Origin of the sequence: Caulobacter sp. DWR2-3-1b2, from assembly GCF_049896345.1 — a bacterium.
In the GTDB taxonomy this organism is placed as follows: domain Bacteria; phylum Pseudomonadota; class Alphaproteobacteria; order Caulobacterales; family Caulobacteraceae; genus Caulobacter.
The window spans coordinates 312,372-325,687 of the sequence record NZ_JAFCUC010000003.1 but is presented as its reverse complement, the minus strand read 5'-3'; the positions used below and the strand labels follow the sequence as shown (position 1 = coordinate 325,687).

Below are 13,316 nucleotides of genomic sequence, written 5' to 3'. Positions count from 1 at the left end.
TCGCTCAGGAACTAAGCGCGGTTATCGGAACAGGTCTCCGCATTCCTTGTTGGGACGTCGGCAGACAAATCCTCGTATTTGAAGGCGGAAACGGCGCGGGAAACGGCGCCGCGTCGCCGGGTGGCCCGCTTTTGTGGCAAGTCCCATGGCCGCAGGCGACCGGCGCTGCTTCGCTCCAGTATTACGATTGCGCAAACTCGTAATATGCGGAACCCTGGTCTCCAGCGAAATTCGAGGGAGACCGCTCATGAGCACCCTGTTCACCCGCAAGCGTTTCATCGCCGCCCTGGCGGTATCCTGCCTGGCCCTGGCCTCGTGCGGAAAGCCGGCCGAGAAGACCGCGACCCCAGCGACACCCGTCGCGACCGCCGCCAAGACCGACTACAAGATCGGCTGGACCATCTATGCCGGCTGGATGCCCTGGGCCTACGCTCAGCAGTCGGGCATCGTGAAGAAGTGGGCCGACAAGTACGGCGTGCAGATCGAGTTGGTGCAGATCAACGACTATGTCGAGTCGCTGAACCAGTTCTCGGCCGGCAAGCTGGACGGCGTCACCGCCACCAACATGGACGCCCTGACCGTGCCCGCCGCCGCCGGCAAGGACACCACCGTCCTGATGATCGGCGACTATTCCAACGGCAATGACGGGGTGATCCTGAAGAACGGAACGACCCTGGCCCAGATCAAGGATCGACCCGTCAACCTGGTCGAGCTGTCGGTCTCGCATTACCTGCTGGCCCGCGCCCTGGAGATGGCCGGGCTGAAAATGGCCGACGTCAAGACGGTCAACACCTCCGACGCCGACATCGTCGGCGCCTATGGCGCGGCCGACACCAAGGCCCTGGTGACCTGGAACCCGCAGCTGTCGGAAGTAAAGAAGATGCCGGGCGCCACCGAGGTGTTCGACAGCTCCAAGATCCCCGGCGAGATCCTCGACGGCCTGATGGTCAGCACCGAGGCCTTGAAGGCCAATCCCAACCTGGGCAAGGCGCTGACCGGCATCTGGTACGAAGTCACGGCCCTGACCGTCGCCCAGACCCCTGAAGGCAAGGCGGCGCGCGAGGCGATGGCCAAGCTGTCGGGCTCCGACCTGGCCGGCTTCGAGAACCAGCTGAAGACCACCTACCTCTACGCCACGCCCCAGGCCGCCCTGGCCGCAACGGTCAGCCCAGACTTGATCACCGCCAACGACCGCGTCCGCAAGTTCAGCTTCAACATGGGGCTTTTTGGCCAGGGCGCGAAGTCGGTGGACGACATTGGCATCAGCTTCCCGGGCGGCAAGACCCTGGGCGACCCGGCCAATGTGAAGCTGCGCTTCGATCCGACCTATGTTCAGCAGGCCGCCGACGGCAAGCTATAGACCTTTCAATCCGTCTCCCCGGGAAGACGGAAGTTAGGACGCCCCTTTTTCGAGACAGCCAAGGACCCAACCCCGCCCCATGCGCCGATTGTTGAACGTCAGACCAGGACGCGGCCTCGGCGTCTTGTTGGGCCTCGTGCCGCTACTGGCGGTGGCGCTGGTCTATCTGATGGCCTCCCAGGCCCGCCATGCCGAGAACCCACGCGACAAGCTGCTGCCCACCCCGACCGCCATGGTCGAGGCGGTGCAGTTGATGGCGAAGGTCGATCCCCTGACCGGGGACGCCCCGTTGGTGGTCGACACTGTGGCCAGTCTGCGCCGGATCGGGATCGCCCTGACGTTATCGACCGGTACGGCCCTGGTGCTGGGCCTCGGCCTGGGGCTGCTGCCCCTGTTGCGCGCCAAGTTCGGGCCGCTGGTGGCGGCCATCGCCGTGGTGCCCCCGATCGCCGTTCTGCCGATCCTGTTCATCGTCTTTGGCCTGGGCGAGACCGCGAAGATCGCCCTGATCGTCATCGGCATTACCCCGGTCATGGTCCGCGACCTCGCCGCCCAGGTCGCCGCCATCCCGGAAGAACAGCTGGTCAAGGCCCAGACCCTGGGCGCCAGCACCTGGCAACTGGCCCTGCGCGTGGCGCTGCCCCAGGCCATGCCGCGGCTGATCGACAGCCTGCGCCTGTCGCTATGCCCGGCCTGGGTCTATCTGATCTCCGCCGAAGCCATCGCCGCCGATGTGGGCCTGGGTTACCGGATCTTCCTGGTCCGCCGCTATCTCTCCATGGACATCATCCTGCCCTACGTCGTCTGGATCTCGATTCTGGCGGTGCTGATGGACTGGGCGCTGCGCACCGCCAGCCGCCGGGTCTATCCGTGGGCGCATCCGGCGCGGAGCCGCTGAGATGGCCCTGCTGACCTTCCGCAATGTCTGGGTGGAGTACGGCGACAAGGTCGTGCTCGAAAATGTCGACCTGTCGATCGGGGAGGGCAGCTTCGTTTCCATCGTCGGTCCGTCCGGCGCGGGCAAGAGCACCTTCCTGCGCCTGGCCTTGGGCCAAGAGGCGCCGACCAAGGGCGCGATCGACCTTGACGGCCGCAAGCTGCGCGCCGAACCGGGACCGGATCGCGGCGTGGTGTTTCAGAAATATTCGGTGTTTCCCCACCTGAGCGCCCGGGACAATGTCGTGTTCGGCCTCGACTGCGCTGGCTCGCCGCTCCTTGGCCGCCCGTCGGGGGCCAAGCGTCGCGCCGCCCAGGAGCAGGCCGACGCCATGCTGGCCGCCGTCGGTCTTGGCGACAGTGGCGACGTCTATCCCGCCCAGCTCTCGGGCGGCATGCAGCAGCGCCTCGCCATCGCTCAGGCCCTGATCAAGAGACCGCGCATCCTGCTGCTCGATGAACCGTTCGGCGCCCTGGACCCAGGCGTTCGCCTGGACATGCATGAGTTGATCACCGGCCTTTGGCGCGAGCACGGCCTGACGATCATGATGGTCACCCACGACATCAAGGAAGCCTTCAAGCTGGGCACCCGCGTCCTGGCCTTCGACAAGCGGCGGCGCGATCCTCAGGCCCCGCACCGCTACGGCTCGACGGCGGTCTATGACTTCCCGTTGGACAAGCCGGGTGCGGTGGGGCCTGAGGCGCTGGCGGGATTGGGGAAGTAGCCCTGACCAGTCATGCCCCCTAATACTTGCCCCCACCTGACCGCTTCACGGTCTGTCCGCCCCCATAAGGGGCGGAGCTCTGAGCTCTTCCCCCTGTGGGGGAAGACGATCGCGAAGCGATCCGTAGGGGGCAAGTGGGTGAGGTTCGCTAAGCCAGCGAAGCGATATAGGCTCGCCAGCCGCCCAGTTCGGTAATGTCGGTCGCGCCATTCAGCGCCCGCGGCTCCGCCACGAAACCCTTGACCGAGGTCCCGTCCTCCAGGGTCACTGTCCCGATCGCCAGCGGCGCCGGGACCTCGGCGACGAAGGACCCGAAAGCCTCAAAATCCAGTTCATAGACCTCTACCAGGATCGATGACCCTCCGTCCCCGACATGGATCAGGGCCGGCTTCGGCGGCGTCGTCTCGGCCATGGCGTAGAGCCTGTAGGCCTGCGCAGTCCTGGTGGCCGAGACCAGCCGGGCCTCGCGCGAGGTCAGCTGCCAGTGCAGGGGCATGCCGGCGAGGTGGGCGCCGACCACGGCCAGCTTCACGCCGGGCTTGCGCAGGGTCAGGTCGAGCGGGGGCGTGTCGGCCATGGGGAAGGTCTCCAGGTAGCGCTCGGCCAGGGCCAGCAGCGCGCGGTCGGCGAAGGCCGGTCCGATCAGGGTGACGCCAAAGCCCGTCCCGTTCTCACGGAAGCCGGCGGGGACGGCCAGGGCGCTCATGTCGAGCAGGTTCACGAAATTGGTGTAGAGGCCGAGATTGGCGTTCAGCGCGATCGGCTCGGCCAGCACTTCCTTCAGGCGGTAGACGGTCGGGGCGGTGGGTAGCAGGAGCACCTCGACCGCGTCCCAGATCGGCTCGGCGGCGCGGCGATAGGCTTCCAGGGCGTAAAGGCCGTTGAAGGTCTCGACGCCGCTGACCGAGAGCCCGCCCTGGACGATGGTCCGCACCGTCGGATGGATCGCGCCGGGCTTGTCGCGCAGCAGGCCCCCGACGGCGGCGGTGCGTTCGGCGACCCAGGGGCCGCTGTAGAGCAGCTTGGCGCAGTCCAGCAGCGGGGCGATGTCGATCTCGATGGGCGCGCCGCCGGTGGCGGTGAAGCGGGCGATCGCGGCGGCGTAGAGGGCGGCGGACTGCTCGTCGCCCATGAAGAGGCGCTGGTCTTGCTTAGGAACGCCGAAGGCGAACCCCCTCCTGCCCTCCGGGCCACCTCCCCCAGAGGGGGAGGATTTAGGCTGTGCGCCCGCCAGATGCTCTCCCCCTGGGGGAGCTGTCGCGGAGCGACCAAGCGGGCCTTCCGGCGCCCGCCGAGAATAGTCATCCCCGACGTCGAACGCCGTCAGCACCTCGTCGACCAACGCCGCGCCCGCCAGGTCGGCGGTGAACACGCTGACGCAGTCCAGCGACCGGCAGGCCGGAACGACGCCCCGCGTGCTCCACCGGCCTTTGCTGGGCTTGAGCCCGATCAGGTGATTGAAGGCGGCCGGCACGCGGCCCGACCCGGCGGTATCGGTGCCGAGCGAGAAAGCGACCAAGCCGGCCGCGACGGCGACGGCCGAACCGGAGCTGGAGCCGCCGCTGACATAGTCTTGGTTGAACACACACAGCGGCGCGCCGTAGGGGCTGCGGGCCCCGACCAGGCCAGTGGCGAACTGGTCGAGGTTGGTCTTGCCGATCAGCACGGCGCCGGCCGCGACCAGCAGCTCGACCACGGTCGCCGAGCGGTGCGGCGCGTAGGCGAAGGCCGGGCAGGCGGCGCTGGTCGGCAAGCCGCCGACGTCGATATTGTCCTTCACAGCGAAGGGAACGCCGGCCAGGGGCAAACTTTCGCCTGCGGCGATCCGGGCCTCGACGGCGCGAGCCTGGGCTAGAACGGTTTCTGTCGGCAGGCGCAGGATCCAGACTTGCGGCTGAATCAAGTCATAGGCGGCGACCGAGTCGAGCGCCGCTTGGGCGATCGCGATCGCGCTGGCTCCGGCGTTGACCGCGTCAGCGATCGCGACGACGGACAGACGCTGAAAGTCGCTCATGCCGCCGCTTCCAGATCGGGCGCGATGGCGACGATCGGTGCGCCGGCGGCGATGGCCCGGGCGGGCTGAGCATAGACGGCGGTGACGACGCCGGCCGTGGGACTGTTGACGTCCACCTCGGCCTTCATCGCCTCGATCACGGCGATCACCGCTCCGGCCTCGACCCGCTGCCCGGGCGCGACCAGCACCTTCCAGACATTACCGCCGAGTGGGGCCTCGACCAGGTCGCTGCCGTCCGGCGCCGTGACGGCCACCGCGTCGCCGGCGTCGTCGCTCACACTGGACAGGGCCTCGACCCGCGCGAACTCGCCCTTGGCCTCCCAGTCGGCGCGCTCGGCGTCGAAGGCGGCCTGGCGGGTGGCCTGGAAGCTGGCGATGCTGTCCGCGTTCTCGGCCAGCATCTTGCGGTAGTCGGACAGGCGGAAGGTCTCTTCCTCAATGCGGATCTGGCGACGGCCCAGCGGGAAGTCGCGACGCCACTCGGCCAGTTCCTCGGCGCTGACCGGGAAGAAACGGATCTGGTCGAAGAACCGCAGCAGCCACGGCTTGCCGTCGGTGAAGGCTTCGGTCTGCCGCCAGGTGTTCCAGACCTGGATGGTGCGCCCGAACAGCTGGTAGCCGCCTGGACCCTCCATGCCGTAGATGCACATATAGGCCCCGCCGATCCCGACGACATTGGGCGGGGTCCAGGTGCGGGCCGGGTTGTACTTGGTGGTCACCAGGCGATGGCGCGGATCGACCGGGGTGGCGACCGGCGCGCCCAAATAGACGTCGCCCAGACCCATCACCAGGTAGCGGGCGTCGAAAACGATGCGCTGGACATCGTCAATGCTGGCCAAGCCATTGACGCGGCGGATGAACTCGATGTTGTCGGGGCACCAGGGCGCGTCGTCCCGGACGGCCTGCATGTACTTGTCGATGGTCTGTCTGATGGCCGGGTCGTTCCAGCTCAGAGGCAGGTGGACCACGCGTGAGGGGATCTCGAAGTCATCCAGCCCCCCCAGCCGCTCCTCGACCGCGACCAGGGCGGCCAGCAGGTCGGCCTGGGTCAGGCGGCGGCTGTCATAGTGGACCTGCAACGAGCGGATGCCGGGGGTCAGGTCGATGACGCCGGGCAGGGCTAGGCTCTGGAGTTCCAGCAGCAGGGCGTGGATGCGCAGCCGCAGCTCTAGGTCCAGCACGATGGGGCCGTACTCGATCAACAGATGTTGGTCGCCCTGGCGGCGGTAGAGGACGCGGGGCCGGTGGCCTTGTTCGGGCAGCTCCCGAAGAACAGGGTCTCCCCCCTCCGTCGGCTGCGCCGACACATCCCCCACGGGAGGAGGACTTTCGTTCAACGCCTCCCCTTGTGGGGGAGGTGGCCCGCAGGGCCGGTGGCGGGAGTCGTTGAGCGTTTCGAGCAAGGTCTCCTGCTCGGCCAAAGCCAAGGCCGCCGCCGCATCATTCACCACCTCGAACCGCACCGTATCGCCTGGCGCAAGCTGTCCAGCCTTCCACAGGTCCGCCTGGATGATCACGAACGGACAGACGAACCCGCCCAGCGACGGCCCATCGGGCCCCAAAATGATCGGCATGTCGCCGGTGAAGTCGATGGCGCCGATGGCATAGGCGTTGTCATGGATGTTGGATGGATGCAGCCCGGCTTCGCCGCCGTCGCGCCTCGCCCATTGCGGCTTGGGTCCGATCAACCTCACGCCGGTGCGGTTGGAGTTGTAGTGGACCTTCCAGTCCGTGCCGCCGATCATCGCCACGTCGGCCGGCGTGAAGAAGTCCGGCGCGCCGTGCGGGCCGGGCAGGACGCGGATGGTCCAGGCCTTGGTCGGGACGGGGCGCAGGGACGATGGCAGGGATGAGGTCGGGGACACGCCCATGGGCGTGTCCCCGTCAGCCAAGCGCAGGACGTCGCCGGCCGTCAGGCTTCGGCCGGCATGGCCGCCGAAGCCACCCAGGGTGAAAGTCGAGCGACTGCCCAGATAGGTCGGCACGTCCAACCCGCCCTGGAACAGCAGGTAACCGCGCAGGCCAGCGCCGACCACGCGGCCGATCTTCAGGGTCTGGCCCGGCGCCACAGCGAAGGACGCGTAGGCTGGGGCCGGTTCGCCATCGAGCTTGGCGTCGAACGCGGCGCCCGTCAGGCAGAGGACCGCCGGGCGGTTGAACTTCAGGGTCGGGCCGAGGGCGGTGATCTCCAACCCGGCGGCGAGTTCGCCATTGCCCAGCAGCCGGTTGCCCAGCCGGAAGGCGAGGGCGTCCATCGGGCCGGACGGCGGGACGCCCACGTCCCAGTAGCCCTGGCGGCCAGGCCAGTCCTGGACGGTGGTGGCCGGCCCGCCGCTGAGCACCTGAATGGTGTCGGGCGCCCAGACTATGCCCTCGAGGGCACGGGTCGAGACCTCGCCGCTGACGAAAGCTTCGGAGCGGACGACGGTGCGCAGCCAGTGCAGATTGGTCTCGATGCCGGCCAGGCGCGTCTCGTCCAGCGCCGACTGCAAGGCCGCCACGGCAGCGGGGCGGTCTTCTGCCGTGACGATCAGCTTGGCCAGCAGCGGGTCGTAGAAGGCGCTGACCTCGGTTCCGTCCACCACCCAGCCGTCGGAGCGGACCCCGTCCGGGAACGACACTTCCGTCAGCACGCCGGAGCTGGGGCGATAGTCCTGGGCCGGGTCCTCCGCATAGAGCCGGACCTGGATCGACGCGCCCTTCGGCTCGGGCGGCGGGCCGTCGAGGAAGCTGAAGTCGCCGGTCGCGCCGCGCACCATCCACTCGACAAGGTCGACGCCCGTCACCTGCTCGGTGACTCCATGCTCGACCTGTAGCCGGGTGTTGACCTCCAGAAAGAAGAAGTCGTCGCGTTCGGCGTCGTACAGAAACTCCACCGTGCCGGCAGAGCGATAGTCCGCCGCCGAGGCCAGGCGCACGGCGGCGTCCAGCAGGGCGGCGCGGGTGGCGGCGGGCAGGCCGGGAGCGGGGGTTTCCTCGACGACCTTCTGGTTGCGCCGCTGCAGCGAGCAGTCGCGCTCGCCGAGGGCCATGACCTTGCCTGCCCCGTCGCCGAACACCTGGACCTCGACGTGGCGAGCCTGGCGGACATAGCGTTCGAGAAACACTCCGCCATCGCTGAAATTGCCGGTCGCCAGGCGCTGGACGGCGGCGAAGGCCTCGGCCACCGCCTCGGCCGTCTCGCAGACCCGCATGCCGATGCCGCCGCCGCCGGCCGTGGCCTTCAGGATTACGGGGAAGCCGATGCGCTCGGCGGCTTCCAGGGCGGCGGCTGGATCGACCAGCAGGTCGGTGCCGGGCGCCAGCGGCACGCCGTGGGCCTGGGCCAGGTCGCGGGCCGTGTGCTTGAGGCCGAAGGCGCGGATGTTGGCGGGCGTAGGGCCGATGAAGGCGACGCCCGCCGCCTCACAAGCCTGGGCGAAGTCGGCGTTCTCGCTGAGGAAGCCGTAGCCCGGGTGAATGGCCTGGGCGCCCGCTGCCTTGGCCGCCGCGAGGATCAGGTCGCCCCGCAGGTAGCTCTCGGCGGCCGGGGCCGGACCGATCCGCACGGCCTCGTCCGCGAGACTGACATGCAGCGAGCCGGCGTCGGCGTCGCTGAACACCGCTACGGACTTCACGCCCATGGCTTTCAGGGTGCGGATGATCCGGCAGGCGATGGCGCCCCGGTTTGCGATCAGGACCTTGTGGAAAGGAATCTTGTCGAGCATGGGCGCGGCTATTCCGAAACGATCATGCGCACGGGCGTCGGATTGAAGCCGTTGCAGGGGTTGTTGATCTGCGGGCAGTTGGAGACCACCACCACCACGTCCATCTCGGCCCGCAGATCGACATAGAGTCCGGGGGCCGAGATGCCGTCGACGATGCCCAGGGCCCCGTCGGCCTCGACGGGCACGTTCATGAACCAGTTGACGTTGCTGACCATGTCGCGCTTGCCGCGGCCGTGGCGGGCGTTGGCGATCAGGAAGTTCTCGACGCAGGCGTGCTGGGCCTTGGTGTGGTGGCCGTAGCGCAGGGTATTGCTCTCGCAGGAACAGGCCCCGCCGATAGTGTCGTGATAGGCTACGGCCGTTGCGGTAATGGTCATCATCGCCGCGCCCTCGTTGGACAGCAGCACCGAGCCCTCGCGCAGGAAGACGTTGCCCTGGGCGGCGACGGTGTCCTGGGCGCTGTAGCGTTCGGCGTCGTCGGCGGCGCTATAGGCCAGGAAATCGACGGCCTGATTGCCCTCAAGATCGACGATCCGCAGGGTCTGGCCGGCCGTGATCGTGTGCAGCCACGGGGCGCGGGCGGCGACGACTTCGTCGTGGACGATGTTTCCCAGGGGCGGGGCAGAGAGGGTCATGGCGCTCACCGGCTGAAATAGTCTTCGACGTTGAGAAAGGCCCTCAGGCCCTCCGGCGTCGCGTTTCGGATCCTGTCGGATTCAGGGGTGATGGGCCCGCGCCAGGCGGTGGCCCGCAGCGGTGTGACGACATAGTCTGGACGCGGATCAAGCACGTGCGGGCAGTTGGCGACCACGACGATCAAGTCCATCTCGGCGCGCAGGGTGACGAACCGGCCGGGCGGGTAGGGGCCGATGTCGATCAGCGTGTCGCCGCCCTGGGCGATGCGCACGGCCTTGAACAGGTTCAGGCAGGGATGGATGTCCTTGCGCCCCAGGCCGAACTTGGCGACGCCCAGCGACAAGCGGTCGCGGGCGTTGGGATGGGCGCCGTGATTGAAGCCGTCGCCATACCTCCGCGCGTTGCTCGCCTGGTTCGAAGCCCCGCAGAAGGCGTCGTGCGTTTCGGCGGTGTCCTCCACCAGGCTGGCCAGCACCCGGCCCATGTCGGACAGCAACAACCGGCCTTGGCCGAGGTAGCCGTTCCACTGGACCTTCAGGGTGTCGGCGATATTGAGTCGCTCGACCGGACGCTCGGCGTTGAACAGCAGCAGGGACGCGCTGGCGTCGCCGGCCAGGTCGGTCAGGCGGAGGCGGGTTCCGCGGGCGATCTGCCGACTGGCGTAGCCGCCGGGGGCGATGGTTTCGTCCCAGACCACCTCGGCCGACGCCACGCCGTCCGGCAGGTCGGTCGCCGCCTTGGCCGGCACCGTCGGCATCGCTTCGGCGCGGGTTCCGGCCTGGGCGCGGGCATGGGCCTGGGCGGCGTAGGGATCGGCGGTGTTCAGGTCGCTCATCCGGCCACTCCGTCGTGGTCGCCATGGGCGTGCAGCGGCGGTAGCAGGGCGGTGGTGGTGACCAGCTTGATCTGTTGCACGCCGCGCACCTTGCGCAGGTCGTCGCACAGTTGCTGCAGGCGCTCGAACGGCCCCTGGACCAGCAGCACCTCCATGGCCTGATCGTCCTCGAGGAAGACGTTCTGGGCCGAGATCACCTCTTTCACATAGCCCAGCTGGGTCTGGGCTAGGGCGTGTCGCACGCGACCGCTCTCGGCGCGGTAGATCAAGGTGATTGTCCCGGCCAGCACGGCGTCGGAGCGCGCGCCGCTGTGCTCGGCCAACTCATGGCGGATCAGCTCGGCGATCATCTGCGAACGACTGGGCAGGCCGCGCTCGGCGACCATGGCGTCCAGTTGGTCCAGCAGTTCGGCCGGCAAGCTGACGCTCAGGCGCGCCAGGGTGGAGGAGGGCATATCCATGCCCTCCAGCTAGATCGAGTATTACGTAAATCGCAATACGTAATATCAAACTTTCACGAGCTTGCCGCGCCCTGCCCGAAAATTGCGCTAGGCGTTGCGGGCGCTGACGCCGATCACCACCGAGGCCGGCTTGAGGCCAGGCGCGCTGGCGACGACGCGAAGCTGCCCCGGTTCGCGTTGCGTGCGGACGATCGCTTGGCACAGGCCGTTGAAGGCCTTGCGCTGGCTGGCGACGTCCGGCTCGTGGCTGGCGGGATTGCCGTTGCCAACCCCAATCACCTGGCCGGGGCCTGTCACCGTGAAGGTGACCGAGTCGTCGGCGCGAGGCGCGGGACGCCCCTTGGCGTCGAGCACCTCGACCTTGAGGATCGCCACGTCCTGGCCGTCGGCGGTCAGGCGCGAGCGGTCGGTCGTAAAGCGCAGGGCGGCGGCCGGGCCAGCCGTTTCGCGGCGTTCGCGCAAGATGACCTTGCCGGCCTTGTAGCCATGGGCCTCGATCACGCCAGGCGCGTAGAGGACCGACCACTCGACGTGGTGATTGGGGACGACGTCGCGAACGCCCTGGCTCTTGCCGTTGAGAAACAGCTCGACCTTGTCGCAATTGCTGTGGGCCCAGACGGCGATCGGCTGGCCCTCGCGGCCTTCCCAGTTCCAGTGCGGCAGCAGGTGCAGCAGCGGCTCGGGCCGCCACCAGGCGCGGTAGTAGTAGTAATTGTCCTTTGGGAAGCCGCAGGTGTCGAGCGCGCCGAAATGCGAGCTGATGCTCGGCCACCTGTTGAAAGGCGTCGGCTCGCCGCGATAGTCAAACCCGGTCCAGATAAAGCCGCCGGCCATCCACGGGCGGTCGGCCGCGTGGCTCCACCACAGTTCGGCGGTGGTGGCCCACCACGGGTGCTCGGTGTCGTAGGCGGGTACATAGAGCTTGGCGTCATCGCGGGCGTATTGGCCGCGCGTGGCGACGGTGCTGGCGCTCTCGGTGCCGATGATCGGCACGTTCGGGAACTTCGCGTGGAAGTCGTCCATCTTCTCGTGGCGATAGTTGAAGCCCTGGACGTCAATCACCGCGCTGATGCCTTCGCCAAACCCCGAGTCCATGGCCGCGATGACCAGGCGGGACGGATCCAGGCGATTGACCAGGCGCTTCATGGTCGTCGCCACCTTGGCCCCGCGCGCCGTGCCCTGCTGAGGCTCCTCATTACCGATCGACCACAGGATGACGCTGGGGTGGTTGCGGTCGCGGCGGACCAGCCGTTCGAGCTCGTCCATCGACGTGGGATCGCTGGACATCCGGCGCGCTTCGTCAATGACAAGCATGCCCAGGTGGTCGCAGGCGTCCAGCAACTCGGGCGTCGGCGGATTGTGCGCGGCGCGGTAGGCGTTGCAGCCCATGCTTTTCAACTGTTCCAGCCGCCAGACCTGCAGGGCGTCAGGGATCGCAGCGCCCACGCCGGCGTGGTCCTGGTGATTGCAGGTTCCCTTCAGCTTCACAGACTGGCCGTTGAGCAGAAAGCCCTTGTCGGCGTCAAAGGCGATGGAGCGGACGCCAAACCGCGTGACGAACCGATCGACCACGGCAGCGCCGACCTTGACCTCGGTCAGCAAGCTGTAGAGGTGGGGAGTCTCCAGCGACCACAGAACCGGGCTGGCGATGTGGGCGGTCTGCGACAGCGACTGGCGCTCCCAGCCCGGCAGGCGACCCTGAGCGGCGGTCAGCGCCAGCACCGGCTTGCCCTGAGCGTCGACCACGCTCTGCACGAGCTCGTACTCGGCAGGCGCGGCGCCCTCGTTGATGAGATCTGTGTCGATCGACAGGGTCCCGTCGATCTTGGCGCGTACGAACACGCCCCACTGCGGCACGTGGACCGCGGCGGTCTTGACCAGCCAGACGTGACGATAGAGGCCCGCGCCCTCGTAGAACCAGCCCTCGCCGATCGAGGCGTCGACCCGAACCACCAGGCTGTTGTCTCCGCCGAGATTGGCGATGTCGGTGACGTCGACACGGAAAGGACTGTAGCCGCTGTCCTCGTGGCTCAGCACGTAGCCGTTGACGATGACCAGGGCATCGCGGAACGCTCCGTCAAACTCGATCGACAATCGCTTGCCGGCGTCGGTGGCGGGCAGGGCGAAGGTCTTGCGGTACCAGCCGACGCTGGTCTCGGGAAATTCGCGGCCCAGAGGCTTGTAGCCATGGGCGGCGCGAAGGTCCTCGTCGTCGGGCTTGCCGGACGGGACGAACGCGGGGTTGTCGACGAACGGCAACTCCACGCCCCAGTCGTGGGGCAGGGTGACCGGCGTCCAGGCGCTGGCGTCGAACTTAGGATCGGAAAGCTGGCTGACCTGCCAGTTGGCGGCGGTCGCGCCGGCCTTGGCATAGGTTCTCTGGTTGGCGCCGTAGCCGAAGTCGCGGGCCGGATCCTGGGCATGCCCCAGCTTGAAGCGCCAGTCGAAGTCGAGCGAGCGACGCTCGCGGGGCGAAAGGTCGATGGCGGGCTGTGCGGGCGTCGAAGGCGTGGCGGCGTTCGCGGACGACGCGGCGGCCAGGGTGGTCACGCCCACGGTGGCGACCAGGGCATCACGTCGGCTGAAATCGACCATCGGGTTTCTCACGCGAAAGGCAAAAAAAGGGGAGGAAGCGAGAAGCT

At 67.9% G+C, this 13,316-nt stretch carries 9 protein-coding genes; 3 read left to right on the top strand and 6 right to left on the bottom strand.

The genetic code is table 11. From position 1 onward, the window contains the following. Positions 1-247: 247 nt before the first annotated feature. The 3 genes from ACP694_RS10750 (at position 248) to ACP694_RS10740 (ending at position 3,021) form a co-directional block, all read left to right on the top strand. Positions 248-1,360, top strand: coding sequence for a putative urea ABC transporter substrate-binding protein (locus tag ACP694_RS10750; RefSeq protein ID WP_426012248.1), 1,113 nt, complete (start codon positions 248-250; stop codon positions 1,358-1,360). Between the two features lie 79 nt (positions 1,361-1,439). Beyond that, complete coding sequence (locus ACP694_RS10745; RefSeq protein WP_426012246.1) at positions 1,440-2,258, top strand: ABC transporter permease; 819 nt, start codon at positions 1,440-1,442, stop codon at positions 2,256-2,258. Position 2,259: 1 nt separating this feature from the next. Next, positions 2,260-3,021, top strand: a complete 762-nt coding sequence (locus tag ACP694_RS10740) for an ABC transporter ATP-binding protein (RefSeq protein ID WP_426012245.1) — start codon at positions 2,260-2,262, stop codon at positions 3,019-3,021. 148 nt (positions 3,022-3,169) lie between these two features. Here ACP694_RS10740 and ACP694_RS10735 read toward each other — a convergent pair whose 3' ends face one another. The 6 genes from ACP694_RS10735 to galA all read right to left on the bottom strand — a co-directional run bounded on the left by ACP694_RS10735 (position 3,170) and on the right by galA (position 13,269). Further along, positions 3,170-5,035, bottom strand: a complete 1,866-nt coding sequence (locus ACP694_RS10735) for an allophanate hydrolase (protein ID WP_426012244.1) — start codon at positions 5,033-5,035, stop codon at positions 3,170-3,172. Continuing rightward, entirely contained in the window at positions 5,032-8,742 is a 3,711-nt protein-coding gene (gene uca / locus ACP694_RS10730; protein ID WP_426012242.1) for an urea carboxylase, read from the bottom strand. The genes ACP694_RS10735 and uca overlap by 4 nt, the downstream gene beginning before the upstream one ends. 8 nt (positions 8,743-8,750) lie before the next feature. Further along, entirely contained in the window at positions 8,751-9,377 is a 627-nt protein-coding gene (locus ACP694_RS10725) for an urea amidolyase associated protein UAAP2 (RefSeq protein WP_426012241.1), read from the bottom strand. 5 nt (positions 9,378-9,382) lie between these two features. Then, positions 9,383-10,213 carry an urea amidolyase associated protein UAAP1 gene (locus ACP694_RS10720; protein ID WP_426012240.1) on the bottom strand — a complete coding sequence of 277 codons (831 nt, stop codon included), beginning with the start codon at positions 10,211-10,213 and terminating at the stop codon, positions 9,383-9,385. Continuing rightward, positions 10,210-10,674: a CopG family ribbon-helix-helix protein gene (locus ACP694_RS10715; RefSeq protein ID WP_426012238.1), complete on the bottom strand. Its 465-nt coding sequence runs from the start codon at positions 10,672-10,674 to the stop codon at positions 10,210-10,212. The genes ACP694_RS10720 and ACP694_RS10715 overlap by 4 nt, the downstream gene beginning before the upstream one ends. 87 nt (positions 10,675-10,761) lie before the next feature. After that, positions 10,762-13,269 (bottom strand): beta-galactosidase GalA, encoded by a 2,508-nt coding sequence (galA, locus tag ACP694_RS10710; protein ID WP_426012236.1) that lies wholly within the window; start codon positions 13,267-13,269, stop codon positions 10,762-10,764. Positions 13,270-13,316: the final 47 nt, after the last annotated feature.

Bases quoted from the DNA above. Each gene is read 5' to 3' on its own strand.
- ACP694_RS10745 (WP_426012246.1), top strand. From the start codon at position 1,440: ATGCGCCGATTGTTGAACGTCAGACCAGGACGCGGCCTCGGCGTCTTG.
- galA (WP_426012236.1), bottom strand. From the start codon at position 13,269: ATGGTCGATTTCAGCCGACGTGATGCCCTGGTCGCCACCGTGGGCGTG.
- ACP694_RS10725 (WP_426012241.1), bottom strand. From the start codon at position 9,377: ATGACCCTCTCTGCCCCGCCCCTGGGAAACATCGTCCACGACGAAGTC.
- ACP694_RS10735 (WP_426012244.1), bottom strand. From the start codon at position 5,035: ATGAGCGACTTTCAGCGTCTGTCCGTCGTCGCGATCGCTGACGCGGTC.
- ACP694_RS10720 (WP_426012240.1), bottom strand. From the start codon at position 10,213: ATGAGCGACCTGAACACCGCCGATCCCTACGCCGCCCAGGCCCATGCC.
- ACP694_RS10750 (WP_426012248.1), top strand. From the start codon at position 248: ATGAGCACCCTGTTCACCCGCAAGCGTTTCATCGCCGCCCTGGCGGTA.
- ACP694_RS10740 (WP_426012245.1), top strand. From the start codon at position 2,260: ATGGCCCTGCTGACCTTCCGCAATGTCTGGGTGGAGTACGGCGACAAG.
- uca (WP_426012242.1), bottom strand. From the start codon at position 8,742: ATGCTCGACAAGATTCCTTTCCACAAGGTCCTGATCGCAAACCGGGGC.
- ACP694_RS10715 (WP_426012238.1), bottom strand. From the start codon at position 10,674: ATGGATATGCCCTCCTCCACCCTGGCGCGCCTGAGCGTCAGCTTGCCG.